Raw genomic sequence first — 20,371 nt, 5'->3', positions numbered from 1 at the left:
ATAATTTATTGGAGTGGGAATGTCAATAAAAGAGGGACGGACCTCCGATTCGGAGGTCCGTCCCTGGCTTACTTACAGTGCATATTTTTCTGCGTCGATCAGCTTTTCTGATGCTTCACGCTTCACTGCGATCACGTTGATCGGTGTGTGGCGAGTGAACTTACGAAGTGCTGACAGCATCATACGCAGTGTGTCACCAGTTTCAGTTGCCACAAGCGTTTCTTTTGCATGCTGTTCGATTTCGTTGAAAGCTTCTTGACAGAAGATTTGTGTGTAAAGAAGCTTTTGTTTCCCTTTCTCCACTCCACCTTTTTCAATCGCTTTTTCCGTTCTAAGGACAACGGATTCCATTGCGTAAGCCTGTGATACGATATCCGCAATGTTCACAAGGATTTCCTGCTCTTTTTCAAGGGCTTTACCGTATTTCTGTGCTGCCAATCCAGCCAGCATCAAGCCGATTTTCTTCGCATTTTTCACAAGGTATTTTTCTTGTGCCAGTGGCTCATCACCCACTTCTTCAGGCATAAGCATCATGAGTTCTTCTTGAAGGGCCTGTGCTTTTTGAAGGAGCGGTAATTCACCCTTCATTGCTTTACGAAGGTATGTTCCAGGAACCAGAAGGCGGTTGATTTCATTCGTTCCTTCAAAGATACGGTTGATGCGTGAATCACGGTACATTCTTTCAATTTCATATTCCTGCATGAAGCCATATCCGCCGTGAAGTTGAACGCCTTCATCAACGATATAATCCAGTACTTCCGTTGCGAAGAATTTGTTCAATGAACACTCGATCGCGTATTCCGCAATGGATTTGGCCACCTCTGTCCCATTCTTCACTTCTTCATCCGTAAGCTTGCTCATGCGATCTTCGAACAAACCAACTGTACGGTATACGGAAGATTCCGCTGCGTATAATTTAGACGCCATCGTCGCTAACTTTTCTTTCGTCAAGTTGAAGCTTGAGATCGGTGTTTTGAACTGCTGGCGTTGATTCGTGTACTGAACCGTTACTTCTAGCGCACGCTTACTTGCTCCGACAGCGCCCACACCTAATTTGTAACGTCCGATATTCAGGATATTGAAGGCGATGATATGACCTTTACCTGCATCACCAAGAAGGTTTTCCACTGGGATCTCAGCATCTTCAAGGATCAATGTACGAGTCGAAGAGCTCTTGATACCCATTTTCTTTTCTTCAGGACCTGTTGAAACGCCAGGGAATTCTTTTTCCACGATGAATGCTGAGAAGTGCTCCCCGTCAATCTTTGCATACACAACGAACACATCGGCAAATGCAGAGTTGGTGATCCACTGTTTTTCCCCGTTCAGAATGTAGTGGGTGCCTTCTGCGTTTAATTTAGCCGTCGTTTTCGCACCAAGTGCATCAGAACCTGAACCCGGCTCAGTCAATGCGTAAGCTGCTAATTTCTCCCCTGTTGAAAGTGCTGGAAGATATTTTTGCTTTTGCTCTTCGTTACCGAAAAGAACGATTGGAAGGGATCCAATCCCTACATGAGCTCCGTGGGAGATCGAAAATCCGCCGGCACGTGACATTTTCTCAGCGATCAAAGCCGAGCTTACTTTATCAAGTCCCAGTCCGCCGTACTCTTCAGGTACATCTGCGCCAAGAAGACCTAGATCCCCTGCTTCTTTTAACAGACGAACAGAATGATCGAATTCATGATTTTCCAGATTATCAATGACAGGAACCACTTCATTCAGCACATAGTCTTCTGTTGTTTTTGCAATCATTTTTTGTTCATCGGAATAATCCTCCGGTGTGAAAACTTGCTCAAAGCTTACATCTTCAATTAAAAAACTTCCACCTTTGATTAGCTTTTCTGTTTGATTCGCCATTTCGAATCCCCCTAAAATTGTTATTTGAAGGAGTCGGGAGGGCCTCGCCTTTAGAGGTCCGTCCCTTCTCTATTAACCGATTAATTCAAATACGCCGGCTGCTCCCATTCCGCCGCCGATACACATGGTGACGATCCCGAATTGCTGGTTTCTGCGTTTCATTTCATGAACAAGTGAAAGGGTCAGCTTCGCGCCGGTACAGCCAAGGGGATGACCAAGAGCGATGGCCCCACCATTCACGTTTACTTTTTCTTCGTCTAATCCGAGCTGACGGATGACCTGGATGGACTGGGAAGCGAATGCTTCGTTCAGTTCAAACAGTCCGATGTCGGATAGTTCAAGACCAGCCATCTTCAATGCGCGTGGAATCGCTTCAACCGGTCCGATTCCCATGATTTCAGGTGGAACACCGGCTACCGCAAAGCTTCTGAATTTCGCCATTGGCTGAAGTCCCAGTGAACCTGCCTTTTCCCGATCCATCACCATCACGGCTGCGGCACCGTCACTCGTTTGTGAAGAGTTCCCTGCCGTTACAGAGCCCTTCACATTGAAAGCCGGTCGTAATTTAGCCAGTACTTCCGAGCTTGTTTCAGCACGTACACCTTCATCCTTTGTAAATTGGAAGGATTTCTCGACGAGTTTATTTTCACCGTTCACCGATCGATGAAGTACATCAACAGCTACGATTTCATCATCGAATTTCCCTTCAGCGATCGCCTTGGCTGCTTTTTGGTGACTTCGTACGGCAAAGGCATCCTGATCTTCACGGGATACGCCGAACTTCGTTGCAACCTGTTCAGCTGTATGACCCATACTCATGTAATATTGAGGAGCGTTTTCAGCAAGCTTCGAGTTGGGACGGACCACGTGACCCATCATTGGTACAAGACTCATCGATTCTGCTCCACCTGCAATGGCCGTATCAGAATGACCCAGCATGATTTTTTCTGCCGCATAGGCAATGGATTGTAATCCAGATGAACAGTAACGGTTGATCGTGATTGCAGGTACGGAGTCCGGAAGACCTGCCAGTCCTCCGATATTCCGTGCCATATTCAACCCTTGCTCTGCTTCCGGCATCGCACATCCGATGATCAAATCATCGATATTTCCTTCATAATTCCCTGCACGCTTGAGGGTTTCTTTGACTACAAGTGCTCCAAGATCATCCGGCCTTACCTGGGCCAGTGATCCTTTTCGTGATTTTCCGACTGGTGTTCTTGCACCAGCGACAATGACTGCTTCGCGCATGATATTCCCCCGCTTTCTAATAGGTTCTGATTAGTTGCGTAATGGTTTTCCTTTTACAAGCATGTGCTGCATTCTCTGCTGAGATTTCGGCTGAGCAACCAGGCTCAGGAACGCTTCTCTTTCAAGATCCAGCAGATATTGTTCGTCTACTTCTGTGCCATATGGTACTTTTCCGCCCGCAATCACGTAAGCAAGTTTTTTCGCGATCATCAGGTCATGTTCTGAAATGAAGCCTGACTGGAACATGGACTGAGCTCCAAGAAGCAGCGTCGCATATCCCGGCTCACCCACAACAGGTACTTTCTTACGGAGCGGTGCTTGGTATCCACTTTCGTATAAGCTGAGTGCAGCCTGTTTTGCGTCATATAACAGATGGTCATTGTTTACGCTCACACCATCTGCTTTGTTTAAGAAATTATTGTCCCTTGCTTCATCACCGGATGTGGAGACCTTCGCCATGGCAATCGTTTCGAATACTTTATTGGCTACTTTCTGAAGATCGAAATCCACACCGTTTGGAAGGTTGGCTAAGTGCTTCATATAAAGCTCTTTGTTTCCTCCTCCTCCAGGGATCAATCCTACTCCTACTTCCACTAACCCCATGTAAGTTTCCATGGAGGCCTGGATGTGGGCCGCTGGTAAGCAGACTTCGCTTCCTCCGCCTAATGTCATACCGAATGGAGCTGCTACGACTGGTTTTGATGAATATTTGATCTTCATCATCGCCTGCTGGAAGTGTTTCACGACCATATCGATTTCAAAGACGTTGTCATCCTGCGCTTCCATGAGGATCATGGCAAGGTTTGCTCCTACACAGAAGTTCTTGCCCTGGTTTCCGATGACAAGTCCCTTGTAGTTCTTCTCCACTTCATCAACGGCAAAATTGATCATTTGAGTGATATCCATTCCGATGGCGTTGTTTGGAGAATGGAATTCAAGAAGGGCGATTCCATCCCCGATGTCGATCAGGCTAGCACCGGAATTCTTTTTGATCAGCTTTCCTTGCTTCTTAAGTGCCTTTAAGTCCAGTGCCTTCGGGTTACGCTCTACTCGTTGGTACTCCCCATTGTGATAGAAGAAACGCTCTCCGTCCTCTTCTTTATAGAAAGTCGTATGCCCTTCAGCGAGCATGGTTTCCACCCACTCCGGCACCTGCTTTCCTTCTTCCTTCATACGGGTCACGGATTTTTCAACGCCGATGGCATCCCATGTTTCAAATGGACCCATTTCCCATCCGAAGCCCCATTTCATGGCCTGGTCGATGCCAACGATATCATCTGCGATTTCACCGTGGAGCTCGGCAGAATACGTTAAGACCGGAGATACGATATTCCACAATAGCGTACCGACTTTGTCTTTTGCGTAGACAAGTGATCTGACTTTATTTTTCAAGCCCTTTTCATTTTTCGCCATTTCCAGTGAAGCCGTTTTCAGCTTCTGGCGTGGCTGATATTCCAATGTTTCAGGATTGAGCTCAAGAATTTCTTTTCCTTGCTTCAAGAAGAAGCCTTGACCGCTTTTACTTCCGAGCCAGCCATTTTCAAGCATTTTTTGCATAAAGGCCGGTACTTCGAACACCTTTTGCTCTTCGCCTTCCACTTGGTCGTACACATTCTTCGCCACATGTGCGAATGTATCAAGTCCGACTACATCAAGTGTGCGGAACGTTGCACTTTTCGGTCTGCCGATCGCTGGTCCCGTGATGGAATCAACTTCCCCTACAGAGTAGCCGCCCTTCAGCATTTCCTGCACCGTGATCAGTAATCCATATGTTCCGATCCGGTTGGCAATGAAGTTTGGCGTATCCTTCGCCATAACGACTCCTTTACCGAGGACGTCTTCCCCAAATGCTTTCATGAAGCTTACGACTTCCGGATCCGTCTTTCTCGTAGGGATCACTTCAAGAAGCTTTAAGTAACGAGGCGGATTGAAGAAATGCGTTCCTAAGAAATTCTTCTGGAAGTCATCGCTTCGTCCCTCTGACATCGCCTCGATTGAAATACCTGATGTATTTGAGCTGATGATGCTTCCCGGTTTACGGTAGCGTTCCACTTGCTCGAAGACCTTCCTCTTAATGTCCAAATTCTCTACAACGACCTCAATCACCCAGTCACAATCCCCGATGTGCTGAAGATCATCCTCGAAGTTGCCTGCCGTGATAAGTGACGCATTCTGTTTTGATGTCAATGGTGCCGGTTTTTGTTTGAAGAGCTTTTTTAAAGCGTTTTCACTAAATTGATTACGAAACGCCTTGCTCTCTTCTGTCAGTCCCTTTGCTTTATGTTCGTCAGTCAATTCTCTTGGTACGATATCTAATAACATTGTCGGGATGCCGATATTTGCAAGATGAGCGGCAATTCCTGAACCCATGACTCCTGATCCTAACACTGCGGCTTTCTGAATTCTACGAACCAATGGTATTTCCCCCTTATACACACTTTGAATGAATACTCATTCATTTTTTATCCAAAAAAAAGACTCGAATGAGTTCCTGTTACATCTAATATAGCGGATATTCTAAAATATCGCAATATTTAAACGTTAAATTTACAAAAAATTCACTACAGTCCGCCCACACCCTCCTGGGCCATCGTCTACCTCAACCTATTCAGAAAGCCGCGTCCCCGTGATACCGAAAGTGAAAAATAATTTTCCTACTATATATATATGTTTTTGTTGAGGGACGGACCTTGGGTAGACGACCATTTCTTCTCACTTTTTTTCGATGAATGCCTATTCTAAAGGGTTTTCCGCTCCATAGTGTCTTCGTTTCAGCTAAGATTTGGAGGTCCGTCCCTCATATTTTTTTCACGATGCGGGAATGTTAGGAGTGGAGGTGTTTGATATGGCGAAGCGAAAAAAGAATCCTTCTAAGGCTGGGGTTAGTGCAGCGAGTGTGAAGGGGGATGCCGGCCCGACGGTTGAGATGGACGGCGGCGGCAAGAGAAACAGTCAAAACAACCAATTTAAGAAGCAACCATAGGATGAGTGAAGATGGCACCTGATGACTGATGATCGGGTGCTGTTTTTATAGTGGGTTGAATTGTCTTAATGCTATGGATCCTTCGATTGGGTTTTATCGACCTTGGTTTGTTACCAGCCTTTTTTTCATTTTATCCACCGTATCCTCAATATACCGACCGTTTCGACAATTTCCGCCACCTCCACCCCACCACTGCCTTCTTCAAACTCCCGCCGCGCCTCAAAAACCACCCCTTCCTCCCCATACAGAAATTAACTTTGCCTTCCTGCATGTTTTAAAGTAAACTATTATTATTCATTAGAAGACGTCAGACCTCCTACTTTAACAGGGCATCACCATCAAAGTGGATTGTCTGTTTTTTTTAAGAATTCGAATGAGAACGTTTACAGAAAAGGAGTTTATGTGAATGAAGCGGAGATTTATGTTTTTTACAATTGGACTTTTCATTTTAACAATGGGGGTTGCCCTCATCATTAAATCAGGTCTTGGCGCCTCTGCCTGGGATGCCCTCGCAGTTGGAGAATCGAATATGTTCGGGATTACGGTGGGGACAGCGGTCTTTATCAATGGGATCGTATTGATCGGCCTCAATGCCCTCATTATGAAGAAGAAGCCGGATGTATTGGCAGCGGGATCAATTTTGGTGATCGGGATGTTAATTGATTTTTGGCTGCTCGTTGTCTTTAATCATTATGCTCCTGAGATGCTGATGAATCAGCTGTTCGCTCTTGCTTCTGGTATATTGACGATGGGGCTTGGGATTGCCATTTATCTGCAGGCGAAGTTTCCGGCAAGTCCGATGGATACACTGATGGTGGCCATTCACACACGTTTCGGATTAAATCTCCGCAACTCCAGGATCATCAGTGAGGGATTTGCCCTTTCACTCGCCTTCCTATTTAGAGGCGATATCGGAATCGGAACGATCATTGTGACGCTCACATTAGGATTCGTCGTTCAATACAGCTTCCCGATTTTCCAGCAGATCTTCGAGAAAAAAGCAGTGGGGAAAGCGGCCGTTTCAGCTGACTGACCCGATAGAAAAAGCCATCTCCCGGGAGATGGCTTTTTCTGTTCCATATCATTAATCAATGACCTGCTCCGCCTTTCGCATTCAACATGTCATTGATACGCTTTCTCTGGCTTTTATCAGCGAGCACATAAAGAGTATCGCCTGCTTTGATCAGAGTGTCACCCATGGGAGTGATCAATTCATTGTTTCGTATGACGGCAGAAATCAACGTTTTCTCCGGAAGGTTAATGTCTTTGATGGCACTGTTCGTAATATAGGCACCCTCATGAATGAGGATTTCAAGCATTTCATTATTGGTTTTTCCGATGGAGACAAGCTCGATACTGTGGGCAATCGGTGGTTTCTCTTCCCCTGCAAGTTTTAGATAGTTTGCCAAAGGTGAGATCGTCGTCCCTTGTATGAGGGCAGATAGGAGCACGACGAAGAATACGACGTTGAAGATGACTTCATTATTCTCGATACCGGCTACCATGGGATACGTAGCCAATACGATCGGTACGGCCCCTTTCAAACCTGCCCATGAAATGAAGAACTTTTCTTTTACCGTAAAGTGCTTGGCGAGTGCCAAGCTTAAATAGACTCCGAGAGGTCTCGCTACCACAATCAGCAGAACCGCAAGGGCAATTCCCTGCCATGCGATCCCCGGCAAGTGCTGAGGGAATACCAGTAGTCCCAGGAGGATGAACATGACGATCTGCATCATCCACGCGAACCCCTCATTGAATCTCACGATGGAGTGCCGGTACGTCAATTCCTTATTCCCGACGACGATCGCCATGATGTATACGGCCAGCAATCCGCTTGCTTCCAGGATGCTTGTGAACGCGTATGTAAAGATGGCGAGGGAAATGGACAGTACCGGATACAATCCTGATGAATCAAGATTGATCCGGTTGATGATCCATACGGAAGCAAACCCGAGAGCCAATCCAAGTACCAGTCCCATTCCCATCTGCCAAAAGAAGCTTAAAATCAAAGTCGCAGGATTCAAACCGGGAAATTGAATCAATTGTAAAAACGCGACGGTTAAAAAAATGGCCATGGGGTCGTTACTGCCGGACTCGGCTTCGAGTGTGGCAGATATCTTCGGCTTGATGTTTTTGTTCCCTAAAACGGAAAACACGGCGGCTGCATCGGTGGAACCTACGATTGCCCCGAACAGCATCCCTTCAAGCCAGCTCAAGTCCAGTATGAACTTGGCCGCCACCCCGATCGAAACGGTGGTTGCCACAACGCCGATCGTCGCCAGTGATAAGGCGGGTTTATACACCCTTCGCACATTGTTCCATTCTGTTTGAAGACCGCCTTCGAACAAGATGATGATGAGGGCGAGGGTACCGATGAATTGAGTGATGGTAGCATTATCGAAGAAAAAGTATGTATTCAGGACCATTCCCACGATGATGAACAGGATCAGCGAGGGGACGCCTAATCGTGTGGAGAATTTAGCGGTGATGACGCCAACCAATAGCAAGAGGCCAAGGAGCAGGGTCAAATTATCAATGGTCATTTCCATATTATCGCCTCTTATTTCATAAAGATCATTTCTTCTATTATATAAGATTGTGAATTACGTAACAATTATAAAGCCCTGTCTTATCGAGTCTTCCTATAAACGTTTACCCATTATGATATACTCATGAGGGACGTTCGGATAGAATCCCTCCCTGATGGTCGTAAAGCCGAGTGATTGATAAAAGGCAATGGCTGGGTGGTTATTCTTACGCGTCGTGAGGAGGACTGTCTCTTCTGTTCTATTTTGCAGTAATCGTCCCACCAGATGCTTCGCGATCCCCCTGCCCCTATATGAAGGATCGACCCCAAGCTCCACAAGTTCCATGCAGTTGACCATCCACTCCCGCTCGGAATTTAGATGACGGGCAAGTAACTCATGATAATATTGCCCTTTCCTCGAAGAATAGCCATATATGTATCCGACCACTTCTTCACCGGCCAAGGCCAGGTACCCTTCAAAAAGGGGATACGTCGAATGCCGTTTGAACTGGTCTTCCATACCAATGGGATCCACCTCGAAGAGCCGGCAATACAGCCTGATCATTCTTTTAAAATACCTTCCCTCTAGCCGATAAGGAACGATTATCATTTTTCCCGACCTCCCACTTATATAAACAAAAAGACCCTATGAACTTCCATAGAGTCTTTATCTTACTTACTATTATTTCTTCATGACCCCTTTTAGAACAAAGGCGACGTTGGCCGGTCTTTCAGCCAGCCTTCTCATGAAGTAACCGTACCAGTCCGTGCCGTATGGAACGTAAACGCGCATTTTATAGCCTTCTTTGACCAGTTCATGCTGGCGTTCCACGCGGATTCCGAAAAGCATTTGAAACTCGAATTGATCACGCGGGATCTTATATTCTTCCACGAGTCTCTTCGTATATTCGATGATCTCATCGTCATGGGTGGCAATAGCCGTATAATTCCCATTCAACAGATGAGTTTTGATGATTTTTTTGAAATTATCGTCTACATCCTTTTTATCGGGAAAAGCGACTTCAGGTGACTCTTTGTAAGCCCCTTTTACAAGACGCAGATTGGGGGAATACGCATTCAGATCATCGATATCCTTTTCTGTTCTATATAAATAGGCTTGAATGACCGTGCCGATGTTATCATACTCCGACTTAAGGCGCATGAAGATATCAATGGTCTTCCCACACCGGGAATAGTCTTCCATATCAATGGTGACAAAGACGTTCTGTTTGGTTGCTTCATCAAGAATCAATCTCATATTCTTCATGACAATCTCTTCAGAAATATCCAGCCCCATGGAAGTCATTTTAAGGGATAGCTGTGATTTGAGGTTCTCTCTCCCGATGGCACGAATCGCCTCAACGCATTCGAGGGCCATTTCGTTTGCTTCACGCTCATTGTCCACAAACTCTCCTAAATAGTCGATCGTTACAACAAGATTCTGACTATTCAGCTCGCGAATGACCTCAACTGCCTGCTGGATGGAAGACCCTGCAACGAATCGACCGGCACCAAAGCGCAGGCCATATTTCTTAGCCAGTTTCGTCATCGGCTTATTTTTTGAAAGGAATAAAAAGAAATTACGCATTGCTTGCTCCATGTTGCTTACCCCCTGAAAAAACATATATACCATACTATGAAACCGTTTTCTTTATTGCTAAAAAAGAGAAGGTTCATACGTAGTATATCTACCAATATTTTATCACCTTTTAAACGTTTTGAATATACTTTCAATACTTTCTTAGTAGAATATGCTCGAAATTTGTAAATACGTGTATAAGTCTGTAGGAAAGTAGGAAAAATAACCTTTGCCTTATGATGATATCGCTTTCTGACTGGGTCGTATACAGGATATTATTACCTAAACACCAAGGACAAAGAGAGGATATTGAAGACTCGAAAAATGAAAGGGAGGAAGTATTCATGCAACAACAACCTCAGCAAGGAAATCAGCAGCAGGCGTATACACAGCCGCCTCAAATGCTTACAACGAAGGATTCCCTCTATTTGAATGACATGCTTGCCTGGAATCTGAATGCCATGAAAAAATGTCATTTTGCAGCAGCTCATTGTCAGGATGCAGACATTAAATCCGAGTTGGATAAATGCGGGCAAATGCATCAGCGTCATTACCAACAGCTTCTAGCGCACTTAAACACCACTAACCAAAACATGATGTAGAAGGGAGTCCATAAACATGAATCAACCGAATCAGCAAAAAATCCAAAACGCTCAAACACAAGTGCCCGAAACGCCGCAAATGAATGACCGGGACTTTATCACTGACGTCCTGTCCCATGAGAAATATATGACGGCTTCTTACTGTACTGCCTTGAATGAAGCGAGTCACCAGGCCTTATATCAAGACCTGCTGACGATCTTCAACGAGACACAAAATGCGCAACGCGAGCTGTACAACGAAATGTTCCGCAAGGGCTGGTACAAGCTTGAAGCTGCGGATAGCCAAAAAATCCAGCAATCCTATCAGCAGCATCAGCAGTATTCTTCCCAATTCCCTTATGGGCATGGCGGTCAAGTTCAATAATCGAAAGGCAGACCCGGGTCTGCCTTTTTGGTTGAGGGGAGTGTCACAAGCGGTTGAAGATCGTTTTTTTGAAAGTCGATCATATATCCAAAGGACCCGATAATAAACGAATCTATAACAAACATTCTCCTTCTTACTTACCCTTCTTGGTCATTACCCAATAAAAAAAGCACCCTCAACTCATTAAAAGGGTACTTTTCAATCAAAGCCGTTATTCTTCATGATTTTTTCTGCTCATTTCTGCCCGATGAGCTTCATTCATCTCTTTGATCTCCCCAACGATCCGTTTCATCTCGTCCTTCCCTTCAGGATATAAAGAGTTCCAATGCTTGACGAGAGCCGGCATATTTTTGGCGATGAATGAGTAAAGAGCGTATTGTGATACCATTTCTTTCTTGTCGGCATCGGTTTCACCCACTAATAGCTCTGTGTATTTTTCGAGCAGGGCATCAAATTGTTCCGGGAATTCTTTCATTGCGTTAACCTCCTTCCGAATGCTGAATCAGATCTTCTTCACCCGACAGGTTTGTGGACATGTTTTACAACGGTACTGTTCCCCGTTCTCAAGTCTATAGGAGAAGCAGCATGTTTTCCGGACACGCACCTTTCCTGGCACAGCCTCTACATTTACTTTACTGCTATAGTAACGGGCCAATGGGTTGTTGTGATACCTGCCGAACCAGTGGCTGTTTTCATCTGAAAGGAGAGCCTGAAATTGCTCATCCCTCCCAATCCCCATCCCTCCGTTTAGAAGGAAGTCATCATTCTCATAGATCCAAAACACATATACTGCAATGTTTTCCCAAAGGATCAGATTGGAAAGCTTCGATGCTTTCTTTAAAGACTGAATCACCGGATTGAGGTGATCCCTGAAGATGGACTGAATGAACTCCTCTTTTTCTTCCCGGGAAGTAAACTCCGTAGCGGAAGCATCCTTCAGATGAAATTGAGGCATCCATAGCCCTTTTTTTTCCCCATCCGTCATGATCAGATTGTGAGGCGCAAGATTCAGTTTCTTATTCCAATACGTCATGGTCATTAACCCCATGGCCGCTACAAATGCGTACCGTTTCATGAATAAAGACGCTGCTACTTTCAGATCGTCTGTTCCGATCACGGAAAGGCGATGATTCAGATACGACTCCATCTCATCACCATCCAGGAAAGAGCTGGCTTCCTCACCTTTTAAGGCCTTACGGGATTGGTGAAAGCGATATGTGTTGAGGATTTCCCATTCTTCCTTGGTCAGGGAATTCATCCCGTTTCACCTGCATGATTCAGGATGCAGCGACCCTTACCAAATGGAATGCAGAGGGGAGTGCCGAATAAGGGATCCCGTGATACTTGACAGTCCATATCGAACACATTCTTCACGAGTTCACAGCTGATCACCTCTTCAGGCTTCCCTTGGGCATAAATCTGCTTATCCCGGATGGCGACGATATTATGGGCATAGCGGCATGCCAGATTCAGGTCGTGGAGAACCATGACGATGGTGCGCCCTTCCTTTTCATTAAGTTCGAATAACAAGTCGAGGATCTCGATTTGATGGGTCATATCGAGATACGTTGTAGGCTCATCCAATAAAATGATGTCTGTGTCCTGGGCGAGTGTCAGGGCGATCCACGCACGCTGCCTCTGCCCCCCGGACAGTTCATCCACTTTCCGGTGCTGGAGCTCCTCCATCTTCGTTGCCTTCAGCGCGTCCTGGACGATTTCTTCATCCTTATATGACCACTGTTTGAGCCACGTTTGATGCGGGTACCGCCCCTGCTTGACGAGCTGAAGGACGGTAAGCCCTTCTGGAGCCGTCGGGGATTGAGGAAGAATGGCCATTTTACGAGCAACTTCTTTTGTTGATAAACGTGAGATTGCCTCCCCATCCAAAAGGACCGATCCCTGTTTCGGCTTGAGTAATCGGGCGATCGAACGGAGAAGTGTGGATTTACCACAGCCATTTCCGCCGATAAAGACCGAGATCTCCCCTTGTGGAATGTCAATATTCAGTTCATCAATAATAATCCGATCCCCGTAGGATAGAGTTAAATCCTTCGTTTGCAATACGTTACTCATTTATGGCCAACTCCTTTAAGAATTTCGTGTTTTGAATAGTAGATAGATAAAATAGGGTGCACCGATCGCTGCCGTAAACACACCTGCCGGGACTTCCAATGGCAGAAACAGGGTCCTTCCGATCAAATCTGCCACCATGACGAGAATCCCGCCGATGAGGGCAGCAGTCGGGAGCAATGCACCGAATGAAGATCCCACCATCCGTCTTGCCATATGGGGAGCCATCAGCCCTACAAAGCCGATTCCCCCTGCAAAGGCAACGGCTCCTCCTACTAAAGCCGTCGACATGAGGAGAAGAAAGAAGCGCTGCAGCTGAACATTGCCTCCTGCACTTGTCGCCATTTCTTCGCCTAGTTCCCGTATATTCAATTGACGCGTGATAAAGAAGCTTAACAAAATAAAGACCAGGCTCCACGGAAGCAGGATCCATACGTCCTGCCAATCCGAACCGTTCACGGTTCCCGTGATCCAGATATTTGCCTGACTCGCCCTGTAAATGGGGCCGAGTATCATGAGCAATGTCGTCAATGCCTGTGTCAGGGCAGATATCCCAATACCAATCAGCACAAGTCTAACAGGAGATACCCCTTTCCGCCAAGCGAGAAAGTAAGCCAGAAAAGCAATGACCGTCGCACCGGCAAAAGCAGCGACAGGCAGCCATTTAATGCTGACCATAAGCGAGTTATCCTCACTGCTGAAAAGGGTCAGGAAGGCTACGACAGCCGCTCCCGCTCCCCCGGTGATCCCGATGATGTCAGGGGAAGCAAGGGGATTCCGGATCATCCCTTGAAGAATTCCGCCTGCAACGGCCAATGCCATTCCCGAGAGGAGTGCGATGAGGATCCGCGGCAGACGGAATGACGTCACCACGAGATGTTCCAAGCTAGTCCCCCCTCCAAAGAAGACGCTGATCACCTTCCAGGGAGCGATCTTTAAATCCCCTATCCCTGTACTCATAATGAGAACCAGAAATGTGATCAAACCAAGTATGGTTACTTTTTTGAGCGCTGATATATCCACGAGCATGGAAACCCGGTCCTTAAGCCAGCGTTTGCCAATAAATCGATTCATCTGTTAAAACCCCTTCCTTGCCACATACACGAAAAATGGGGCACCTATGATGGCGGTCATGACGCCAACCGGCACCTCCTGGGGCATGATGATGTAACGGGCTCCAACGTCAGCGGCAAGTAATAGGATCGCTCCGAGCAGTCCTGAGAAAGGGATCAGCCAGCGGTGGTCCACACCGATGATCTTCCTGGCCAAATGGGGAATGACAATGCCGATAAAACCGATGGGACCGGCAACAGCTACGGAGCCCCCCGCCAACAGGACGACGACCGCCAAAGCGAGAAATTTGATCAATGATGTTTTGAGGCCAAGGCCCTTCGCAACATCTTCCCCCATGGCAAGGATATTCATTTTTCCGGCTATGATGAGAGCAAGGATCCAGCCAGCCACTATATAAGGGAAGACCCCGTTTAAAATATCCAGGCTCCTCCCCTGCACCGACCCCGCAAGCCAAAATAACACCTGTTCCAGGGCGGCTTCATTCAAAACGAGCAATCCTTGTGTAAAGGAAGAAAACATCGCTGTAATCGCCGCACCCGCAAGCGTCAGCTTCATCGGAGTCAAGCCTTGATTCCCTGCAGAACTGATGACATACACGCCGACAGCTGCCAAACCTGCGCCGGTAAATGCCAGCCACGTAAAGGACTGAAGATTGGTTACGCCAAATAGCGTGACCGCCACGACCACCATGAATGCCCCGCCTGCATTGATGCCGAATATCCCGGGTGAAGCCAGGGGATTCTTCGTCAGCGTTTGCATCAGGACCCCTGAAACCGCCAGGGACGCCCCGACTGTTGCTGCAATCAGCGCCCTCGGTAACCGGATCGATTGGAGAACGATATGCTCGGTCGATCCCGTTGGGTTGGTGAAGGCTTCAAATGCCGTTTTCCACGATGTATCCGTGTATCCGTATACAATACTGATCCCGATACACAAGATAAGAAAAAGGAATGTTCCTATAAATAAAAGAAGCTGTCTTTGAATTTTCATTATGCTGACCTTTCTATTCCTTGAAGGAAAGGAAATCCGTTCTGTTCTTCCCTTACTATTTTAAAGAAGAATGAAACGAGCGTCAATGATTTTGAAAATCATTATCATTTAGGTATTGACAATGAAAACCTTCTCAACTACTATTATGAGTGTAAATGATAATCATTATCATCAATAATATCATATCAGGAGGATTTACATATGAAACTAAGAAGCATACTCTCTTTCCTGCTTATCTCTTCCCTTCTATTTCTTGCGGCTTGTGGAAATAAAGAGGAAAAGGATGAGACAGCAGGAAATGATAAAAAAGAAGAAACCTATACTGTGGAACACGCAATGGGTACGACGGAAATCAAAGGAACGCCCAAGAAAGTCGTGATCCTTACAAATGAAGGTACCGAGGCACTTCTTTCCATGGGTGTGACACCCGTCGGAGCCGTGCAATCGTGGACAGGTGATCCTTGGTATGATCATATCTCTGACAAAATGAAAGATGTTGAAGTCGTCGGAACGGAAAGTGAATTAAACGTTGAAGCGATTGCGAAACTTCAACCTGACCTGATCATCGGGAACAAAATGCGTCAGGAAGAGCAATACAATCAGCTGAAAGAGATCGCTCCCACCGTCATGGCTGAAACCCTTCGGGGAGACTGGAAAGAAAACTTTAAATTGTATGCAAAAGCTTTAAATAAAGAAGAAAAAGGTCAAGAAGTACTGGCGAAATACGACCAGCGCATCGAAGATCTTAAAGGCAAGCTTGGAGATAAGTTGAATCAGGAAGTGTCGATGGTCCGTTTCATGGCTGGAGATGTTCGTATCTACCATAAAGACTCATTCTCAGGAGTGATCCTGGATCAATTAGGGTTCGCACGTCCTGAAGGTCAGGATGTAGACGACTTCGCCGAAAAGGGTGTGACGAAAGAGCGCATCCCGGCAATGGATGGAGATGTCCTCTTTTACTTCACGTATGAAACAGGAGATGGCGAAGCGAATAAACTGGCAGAGGAATGGATCAACGACCCACTGTTCCAGAACCTTGAAGTGGCCAAGCAAGATCGCGTCTACGAAGTCGATGATGCCATCTGGAATACAGCTGGCGGCGTCATTGCAGCCAACAAAATGCTGGATGATATCGAAAAGTTCTTCCTGGAACAGGAATAACCGTAACAAGCCGGAAAAGGAGCACTCCTTTTCCGGCTTGTTTTATTTATACAGATCGACCTTTCCCTTCCAACCGTCCATGACGTTTTTTTCTTTCGTCCCCCTCCTTTTCATAATTCTCCTTTTTTCGGAAACACTACTGGATAGACCATACATCGGACATGAGGGATTAGTATGTTTCCATTCTTTAAGAACAAGAACAAAAATGATCAAGAGAAGAAGAAGCAATCATATGAGAGTCTGAAAAAGGAAGCGGAGAAATCCGCTGATTATAAACAGGCCTTCTATCAGAATCCAATTACAGGTGTAAAATTCAGCTTGCACTTCATCACAACGTTGATTGATGGGAAAATCCTGCAGGAGGACGTCCTCCCCTCATTACTTTCTAAGGATTTTCATACATTCGATGATTTGAAAACCCTGGTTCCCGTATTGGATATACAGATTTCAAAAGATGAATCCGAAATTGAACAAAAGCTCTATAACGGATATACCTTGCTGACGATGGACGCTTCCAATCGTAAGTTTGCCTTTATCGCGACTAAAAATGAAATGGGCAGGAAGGTTTCCCAACCAGAGGTAGAGTTCAGCGTCGTGGGGCCAAAAGAGGCCTTTGTGGAATCTCTCAGCGATAACTTGAACCTGCTTAGAAAACGTCTGCCCATCAAGGAAATGGTTGTGGAGGAATTCAACATAGGAAAACTCACCCACACCAGGGTGGCGTTACTGTTTATTGATGGATTGGCTGACGAAGCGAATGTGAACACAGTCCGACAGCGGTTACGTGATTTGGATTTCGATCAAATCATGGATAGTTCATTCATTGAACAGCTGATCGCTGACAATAGCAAGTCGCCGTTTCCCCAACTATTGGATTCCGAACGGCCGGACCGTGTCGCTTCCGTGTTGGTGGAAGGAAAGATTGCAATCATGGCGGATGGTTCTCCACACGCCTTGATCGGTCCCACCACTCTCGTCGAGTTTTTTAACTCCTACGAGGATTATTTCCTGAATTTCTCTATTTCTTCCTTTCTTCGTCTAGTTCGTGTATTTGCAGTAGCCTTCTCGATTTTGATTACGCCTGTTTATGTGGCGGCATTGACCTATCATTACGAGCTCATACCGAAAGATTTGATGGCCACACTCATCACGTCCAGACAAGAGATCCCACTGCCTCCTATTCTTGAGGCATTATTTCTGGAATTGACCATCGAACTGCTGCGGGAAGCAGGGGCGCGCCTGCCGACCAAGGTTGGTCAGACCATCGGTATCGTTGGCGGGATCGTCATCGGGACAGCATCCGTTGAAGCGGGGATCACAAGTAATGTCCTGCTCATCTTGGTGGCTCTTGCTGCCCTCGCGTCCTTTACCACACCCGTATATCGCATGGGTAATACGATCCGTATATTACGTTTCCCCTTCCTTCTATTTGCTCAACTATGGGGACTGTTGGGGATTGTATTCTGTTTCTGTCTTCTCATGGGTCATCTATTACAGTTAACGTCATTGGGGAGACCCTTCCTGGAGCCTCTGTACCCACCAAGGGTAAAAGACTTGAAAGACGCTCTGATTCGATTCCCTTTTAATAAACAAGCAGGGCGTCCTGAATATTTACGAACGAAGAAACCGTTTAGGTTCCGCCCGTCAGAAGGTAAGAAAAAGTTCGATATCGACGAATAGAAGAATGATTGGAGGTGATCACATGCAGCCGATTCCCGATAGAAGAAAAATATCGCCGTTCCTTGTCTTCTTTCTCGTTCATGCCATTCAAGTGGGGGCGGGAGTATTGGGGTTTCAGCGAATCATTTCAAAAAACGCAGGATATGATGGCTGGATTGCCGTCATTCTTGCCGGTATATTCACTCACGTCATCATGATCATGATGTACCACATTTTAAACACGGTGGAGGGGGACCTTGTATCTGCCCATACTCTCGCCTTCGGAAAATGGATTGGGAATGTGTTCAATCTGATTTTTGTCCTCTACTTCAGCCTGCTCGTGATCACCATCATGCGTACATATATCGAAGTGTTACAGGTGTGGATGTATCCGAGATTGAGTACGTTCTTTTTTTCTTTATTCTTTCTTGTGCTTGTGTATTATATTGTAAACGGCGGGGTCCGGACAATTACCGGTACGGCCTTTTTCGGCATCATTCTTCCAAGTTATCTCGTTCTGACCTTTGCCTTCACGTTTCAATATGCAGACTTCCGGAATGTTCTGCCGGTCTTCGATCATTCGCTAAAAGACATCCTTATTTCGACCAAGAATATGTCCCTGACGTATCTGGGCTATGAATCCATATTGATTCTCTATCCCTTTGTGAAAGACGCAAAGAAATCGCAAAAGTATGCCCACTGGGGTCTATTCGCCACGACTACTCTATACACGTTGTTAGCCGTTATTTCGTTTGCGTTTTTTAGCCAGAAGCAGCTGGAGAAGACCGTCTGGGCCACCCTTTCCATGTGGAAGATCGTCGAAATGCCATTCGTGGAGCGATTTGAGTACATCGGGATTGCCAATTGGTGTTTGATCATCCTTCCAAACACTTGCATCGCCATCTGGTGTGCCAGCAGGATCTTAAAGCGGATGACCCCTTTGAAGCACCGGCATACATTATTGATCATCTCCATCCTGTGCCTATCCGCCCTCACGTTTTTCACTGATCGAAAACAGGTGAATTTCCTGAATACGTTATCAGGGCAAATTGGATTTTATATTAACTACTTCTACGTACCTGCACTCTTACTGCTTGTGATCATCATGAAGAAAGTGAGGGATAAACAATGAACAGACGATATGGAATCGTTTCTCTCCTCGTTTGCTTTCTGTTCCTTACAGGATGTGTGGAAAAGGAGATCCTGGATGATCTATACATTGAAACGGGGAAGGCCTATGACTATGTAGGGGAGGATAAAATCAGGGGGACCGCCCTTTTCCCCATCTATTTAGCCGATAAATCGATTCAAAACGGAACCCTATCAGCCGAAGCTTCCTCAACCAGGGAAGTACTGGAAAAGTTAGAAAGAAGATCTCAGCAGCCCCTGGTACGGGGAAGTCTGGACGTCGTGTTAATCGGGGAAGAGCTGGCGAAGAAAGGGGTCATCGATATCGGTGATTCCCTGCAAAGGGATGCGAGCGTCGGGGCACGTGTCTATATTACGGTTGCTGAAGGGGAAGCAGGAGAGCTCATAAAAGGGAATTACGGATTAAGGGGAAACGGAACGTACCTTTCTAATTTGATCCATCATAATATCACCCGGAGAGAATTACCGGAAACCAATCTTCATTTATTTTTATTTGACTATTTCCAGCAAGGGCAGACTCCTTATCTTCCCATCTTGAAGCAACTTTCAAATGAAAGTGTCGGGATTACAGGCGTTGCATTGTTTGATAAAGATAAAATGGTCAAAAAGATCCCTGCTAATGATATGTTCTTCTTCAAGCTATTGGTTGATAAATATGCTGAAGGAAGCCATGTCATTAAAATGGGGACTGAAAAAAGAAGCGGCCATGTCGAGAAGTCCATCGAGGCGTCTGTAACAAGTCTAAAATCTAAAAACAAAATCATCTTCAAGCATCACTCCGACCCGGTGGAAGTGACCATAAGGATAAAACTGAGGGGCATCATCCGTGAGTATACAGGTAAGAAATTGACCCCGGGAAAAGTGGTGGAAGTGGAAAAACAAATGAAAAAAGATATTGAAAAAAACTGCATGAAAATGCTGAAGGAGTTTCAGGAGATGGGAATCGATCCTGTCGGTATCGGCCAGAACCAGAAGCATGGTATACGGGGATTCGATTTCAAAGAATGGAACGAGAGCATTTATCCCCGGGTGAAATTCAATGTAGATGCCAGGGTTCAGATCCTTGAAGCAGGTACGGTTGAATAGATACGGAAAAAGGCTCCCA

19 protein-coding genes are annotated in these 20,371 nt (G+C 46.0%); 8 read left to right on the top strand and 11 right to left on the bottom strand.

Annotation, left to right across the window (positions count from 1 at the left end):
- Positions 1-72: 72 nt before the first annotated feature.
- The 3 genes from CN378_RS00895 to CN378_RS00885 all read right to left on the bottom strand — a co-directional run bounded on the left by CN378_RS00895 (position 73) and on the right by CN378_RS00885 (position 5,523).
- Positions 73-1,857 carry an acyl-CoA dehydrogenase family protein gene (locus CN378_RS00895; protein ID WP_098350050.1) on the bottom strand — a complete coding sequence of 595 codons (1,785 nt, stop codon included), beginning with the start codon at positions 1,855-1,857 and terminating at the stop codon, positions 73-75.
- Between the two features lie 72 nt (positions 1,858-1,929).
- Positions 1,930-3,108 carry an acetyl-CoA C-acetyltransferase gene (locus tag CN378_RS00890; RefSeq protein WP_098350049.1) on the bottom strand — a complete coding sequence of 393 codons (1,179 nt, stop codon included), beginning with the start codon at positions 3,106-3,108 and terminating at the stop codon, positions 1,930-1,932.
- 30 nt (positions 3,109-3,138) lie between these two features.
- Entirely contained in the window at positions 3,139-5,523 is a 2,385-nt protein-coding gene (locus CN378_RS00885; RefSeq protein ID WP_098350048.1) for a 3-hydroxyacyl-CoA dehydrogenase/enoyl-CoA hydratase family protein, read from the bottom strand.
- Between the two features lie 430 nt (positions 5,524-5,953).
- Here CN378_RS00885 and CN378_RS00880 point away from each other — a divergent pair, with 430 nt between their 5' ends.
- Both CN378_RS00880 and CN378_RS00875 read left to right on the top strand, forming a co-directional pair.
- The gene (locus tag CN378_RS00880; protein WP_098350047.1) at positions 5,954-6,091 is read left to right on the top strand and encodes a YuzL family protein; all 138 of its coding nucleotides are present in this window, start codon (positions 5,954-5,956) and stop codon (positions 6,089-6,091) included.
- A 406-nt stretch (positions 6,092-6,497) separates the two neighbouring features.
- Positions 6,498-7,124, top strand: a complete 627-nt coding sequence (locus tag CN378_RS00875; protein WP_098350046.1) for a YczE/YyaS/YitT family protein — start codon at positions 6,498-6,500, stop codon at positions 7,122-7,124.
- Between the two features lie 55 nt (positions 7,125-7,179).
- On the opposite strand, the gene CN378_RS00870 is transcribed toward CN378_RS00875, so the two are convergent.
- The 3 genes from CN378_RS00870 to CN378_RS00860 form a co-directional block, all read right to left on the bottom strand.
- A complete protein-coding gene (locus CN378_RS00870) occupies positions 7,180-8,640 on the bottom strand; it encodes a potassium/proton antiporter (RefSeq protein ID WP_098350045.1) in 1,461 nt (486 codons plus the stop codon).
- Positions 8,641-8,733: 93 nt separating this feature from the next.
- A complete protein-coding gene (locus CN378_RS00865; RefSeq protein ID WP_098350044.1) occupies positions 8,734-9,228 on the bottom strand; it encodes a GNAT family N-acetyltransferase in 495 nt (164 codons plus the stop codon).
- Positions 9,229-9,300: 72 nt separating this feature from the next.
- Positions 9,301-10,218, bottom strand: a complete 918-nt coding sequence (locus tag CN378_RS00860; protein ID WP_098350043.1) for a proline dehydrogenase family protein — start codon at positions 10,216-10,218, stop codon at positions 9,301-9,303.
- A gap of 323 nt (positions 10,219-10,541) precedes the next feature.
- Between CN378_RS00860 and CN378_RS00855 the strand changes: the two genes are divergently transcribed.
- Together CN378_RS00855 and CN378_RS00850 are read left to right on the top strand one after the other, a co-directional pair.
- The gene (locus tag CN378_RS00855; protein ID WP_098350042.1) at positions 10,542-10,799 is read left to right on the top strand and encodes a hypothetical protein; all 258 of its coding nucleotides are present in this window, start codon (positions 10,542-10,544) and stop codon (positions 10,797-10,799) included.
- A 16-nt stretch (positions 10,800-10,815) separates the two neighbouring features.
- Positions 10,816-11,163, top strand: coding sequence for a spore coat protein (locus tag CN378_RS00850; RefSeq protein ID WP_098350041.1), 348 nt, complete (start codon positions 10,816-10,818; stop codon positions 11,161-11,163).
- A 211-nt stretch (positions 11,164-11,374) separates the two neighbouring features.
- On the opposite strand, the gene CN378_RS00845 is transcribed toward CN378_RS00850, so the two are convergent.
- The 5 genes from CN378_RS00845 to CN378_RS00825 are packed head-to-tail and all read right to left on the bottom strand — an operon-like array spanning position 11,375 to position 15,297.
- Positions 11,375-11,638 carry a DUF2573 family protein gene (locus tag CN378_RS00845; protein ID WP_098350040.1) on the bottom strand — a complete coding sequence of 88 codons (264 nt, stop codon included), beginning with the start codon at positions 11,636-11,638 and terminating at the stop codon, positions 11,375-11,377.
- A 27-nt stretch (positions 11,639-11,665) separates the two neighbouring features.
- The gene (locus tag CN378_RS00840; protein ID WP_098350039.1) at positions 11,666-12,421 is read right to left on the bottom strand and encodes an IucA/IucC family C-terminal-domain containing protein; all 756 of its coding nucleotides are present in this window, start codon (positions 12,419-12,421) and stop codon (positions 11,666-11,668) included.
- Positions 12,418-13,236 (bottom strand): ABC transporter ATP-binding protein, encoded by an 819-nt coding sequence (locus CN378_RS00835; protein WP_098350038.1) that lies wholly within the window; start codon positions 13,234-13,236, stop codon positions 12,418-12,420. The genes CN378_RS00840 and CN378_RS00835 overlap by 4 nt, the downstream gene beginning before the upstream one ends.
- Positions 13,237-13,251: 15 nt before the next feature.
- Entirely contained in the window at positions 13,252-14,307 is a 1,056-nt protein-coding gene (locus CN378_RS00830; RefSeq protein ID WP_098350037.1) for a FecCD family ABC transporter permease, read from the bottom strand.
- 3 nt (positions 14,308-14,310) lie between these two features.
- Positions 14,311-15,297: a FecCD family ABC transporter permease gene (locus CN378_RS00825; RefSeq protein WP_098350036.1), complete on the bottom strand. Its 987-nt coding sequence runs from the start codon at positions 15,295-15,297 to the stop codon at positions 14,311-14,313.
- Positions 15,298-15,498: 201 nt separating this feature from the next.
- Between CN378_RS00825 and CN378_RS00820 the strand changes: the two genes are divergently transcribed.
- From CN378_RS00820 to CN378_RS00805, 4 genes are all read left to right on the top strand, one after another.
- Entirely contained in the window at positions 15,499-16,458 is a 960-nt protein-coding gene (locus CN378_RS00820) for an ABC transporter substrate-binding protein (RefSeq protein WP_098350035.1), read from the top strand.
- A 174-nt stretch (positions 16,459-16,632) separates the two neighbouring features.
- Complete coding sequence (locus tag CN378_RS00815; RefSeq protein ID WP_098350034.1) at positions 16,633-18,138, top strand: spore germination protein; 1,506 nt, start codon at positions 16,633-16,635, stop codon at positions 18,136-18,138.
- Positions 18,139-18,160: 22 nt separating this feature from the next.
- Positions 18,161-19,249 (top strand): GerAB/ArcD/ProY family transporter, encoded by a 1,089-nt coding sequence (locus CN378_RS00810; protein ID WP_098350033.1) that lies wholly within the window; start codon positions 18,161-18,163, stop codon positions 19,247-19,249.
- Positions 19,246-20,352 (top strand): Ger(x)C family spore germination protein, encoded by a 1,107-nt coding sequence (locus CN378_RS00805; protein WP_098350032.1) that lies wholly within the window; start codon positions 19,246-19,248, stop codon positions 20,350-20,352. Before CN378_RS00810 ends, CN378_RS00805 begins: the two co-directional genes overlap by 4 nt.
- Positions 20,353-20,371 lie beyond the last annotated feature (19 nt).

The sequence above is a fragment of the Bacillus sp. AFS015802 genome, assembly GCF_002561455.1.
In the GTDB taxonomy this organism is placed as follows: domain Bacteria; phylum Bacillota; class Bacilli; order Bacillales; family Bacillaceae_B; genus Rossellomorea.
This window is presented reverse-complemented; position numbering and strand designations above follow the sequence as displayed.

Bases quoted from the DNA above. Each gene is read 5' to 3' on its own strand.
- CN378_RS00865 (WP_098350044.1), bottom strand. From the start codon at position 9,228: ATGATAATCGTTCCTTATCGGCTAGAGGGAAGGTATTTTAAAAGAATG.
- CN378_RS00820 (WP_098350035.1), top strand. From the start codon at position 15,499: ATGAAACTAAGAAGCATACTCTCTTTCCTGCTTATCTCTTCCCTTCTA.
- CN378_RS00825 (WP_098350036.1), bottom strand. From the start codon at position 15,297: ATGAAAATTCAAAGACAGCTTCTTTTATTTATAGGAACATTCCTTTTT.
- CN378_RS00815 (WP_098350034.1), top strand. From the start codon at position 16,633: ATGTTTCCATTCTTTAAGAACAAGAACAAAAATGATCAAGAGAAGAAG.
- CN378_RS00870 (WP_098350045.1), bottom strand. From the start codon at position 8,640: ATGGAAATGACCATTGATAATTTGACCCTGCTCCTTGGCCTCTTGCTA.
- CN378_RS00855 (WP_098350042.1), top strand. From the start codon at position 10,542: ATGCAACAACAACCTCAGCAAGGAAATCAGCAGCAGGCGTATACACAG.
- CN378_RS00840 (WP_098350039.1), bottom strand. From the start codon at position 12,421: ATGAATTCCCTGACCAAGGAAGAATGGGAAATCCTCAACACATATCGC.
- CN378_RS00835 (WP_098350038.1), bottom strand. From the start codon at position 13,236: ATGAGTAACGTATTGCAAACGAAGGATTTAACTCTATCCTACGGGGAT.
- CN378_RS00805 (WP_098350032.1), top strand. From the start codon at position 19,246: ATGAACAGACGATATGGAATCGTTTCTCTCCTCGTTTGCTTTCTGTTC.
- CN378_RS00895 (WP_098350050.1), bottom strand. From the start codon at position 1,857: ATGGCGAATCAAACAGAAAAGCTAATCAAAGGTGGAAGTTTTTTAATT.
- CN378_RS00830 (WP_098350037.1), bottom strand. From the start codon at position 14,307: ATGAATCGATTTATTGGCAAACGCTGGCTTAAGGACCGGGTTTCCATG.
- CN378_RS00890 (WP_098350049.1), bottom strand. From the start codon at position 3,108: ATGCGCGAAGCAGTCATTGTCGCTGGTGCAAGAACACCAGTCGGAAAA.
- CN378_RS00860 (WP_098350043.1), bottom strand. From the start codon at position 10,218: ATGGAGCAAGCAATGCGTAATTTCTTTTTATTCCTTTCAAAAAATAAG.
- CN378_RS00810 (WP_098350033.1), top strand. From the start codon at position 18,161: ATGCAGCCGATTCCCGATAGAAGAAAAATATCGCCGTTCCTTGTCTTC.
- CN378_RS00880 (WP_098350047.1), top strand. From the start codon at position 5,954: ATGGCGAAGCGAAAAAAGAATCCTTCTAAGGCTGGGGTTAGTGCAGCG.
- CN378_RS00845 (WP_098350040.1), bottom strand. From the start codon at position 11,638: ATGAAAGAATTCCCGGAACAATTTGATGCCCTGCTCGAAAAATACACA.
- CN378_RS00850 (WP_098350041.1), top strand. From the start codon at position 10,816: ATGAATCAACCGAATCAGCAAAAAATCCAAAACGCTCAAACACAAGTG.
- CN378_RS00875 (WP_098350046.1), top strand. From the start codon at position 6,498: ATGAAGCGGAGATTTATGTTTTTTACAATTGGACTTTTCATTTTAACA.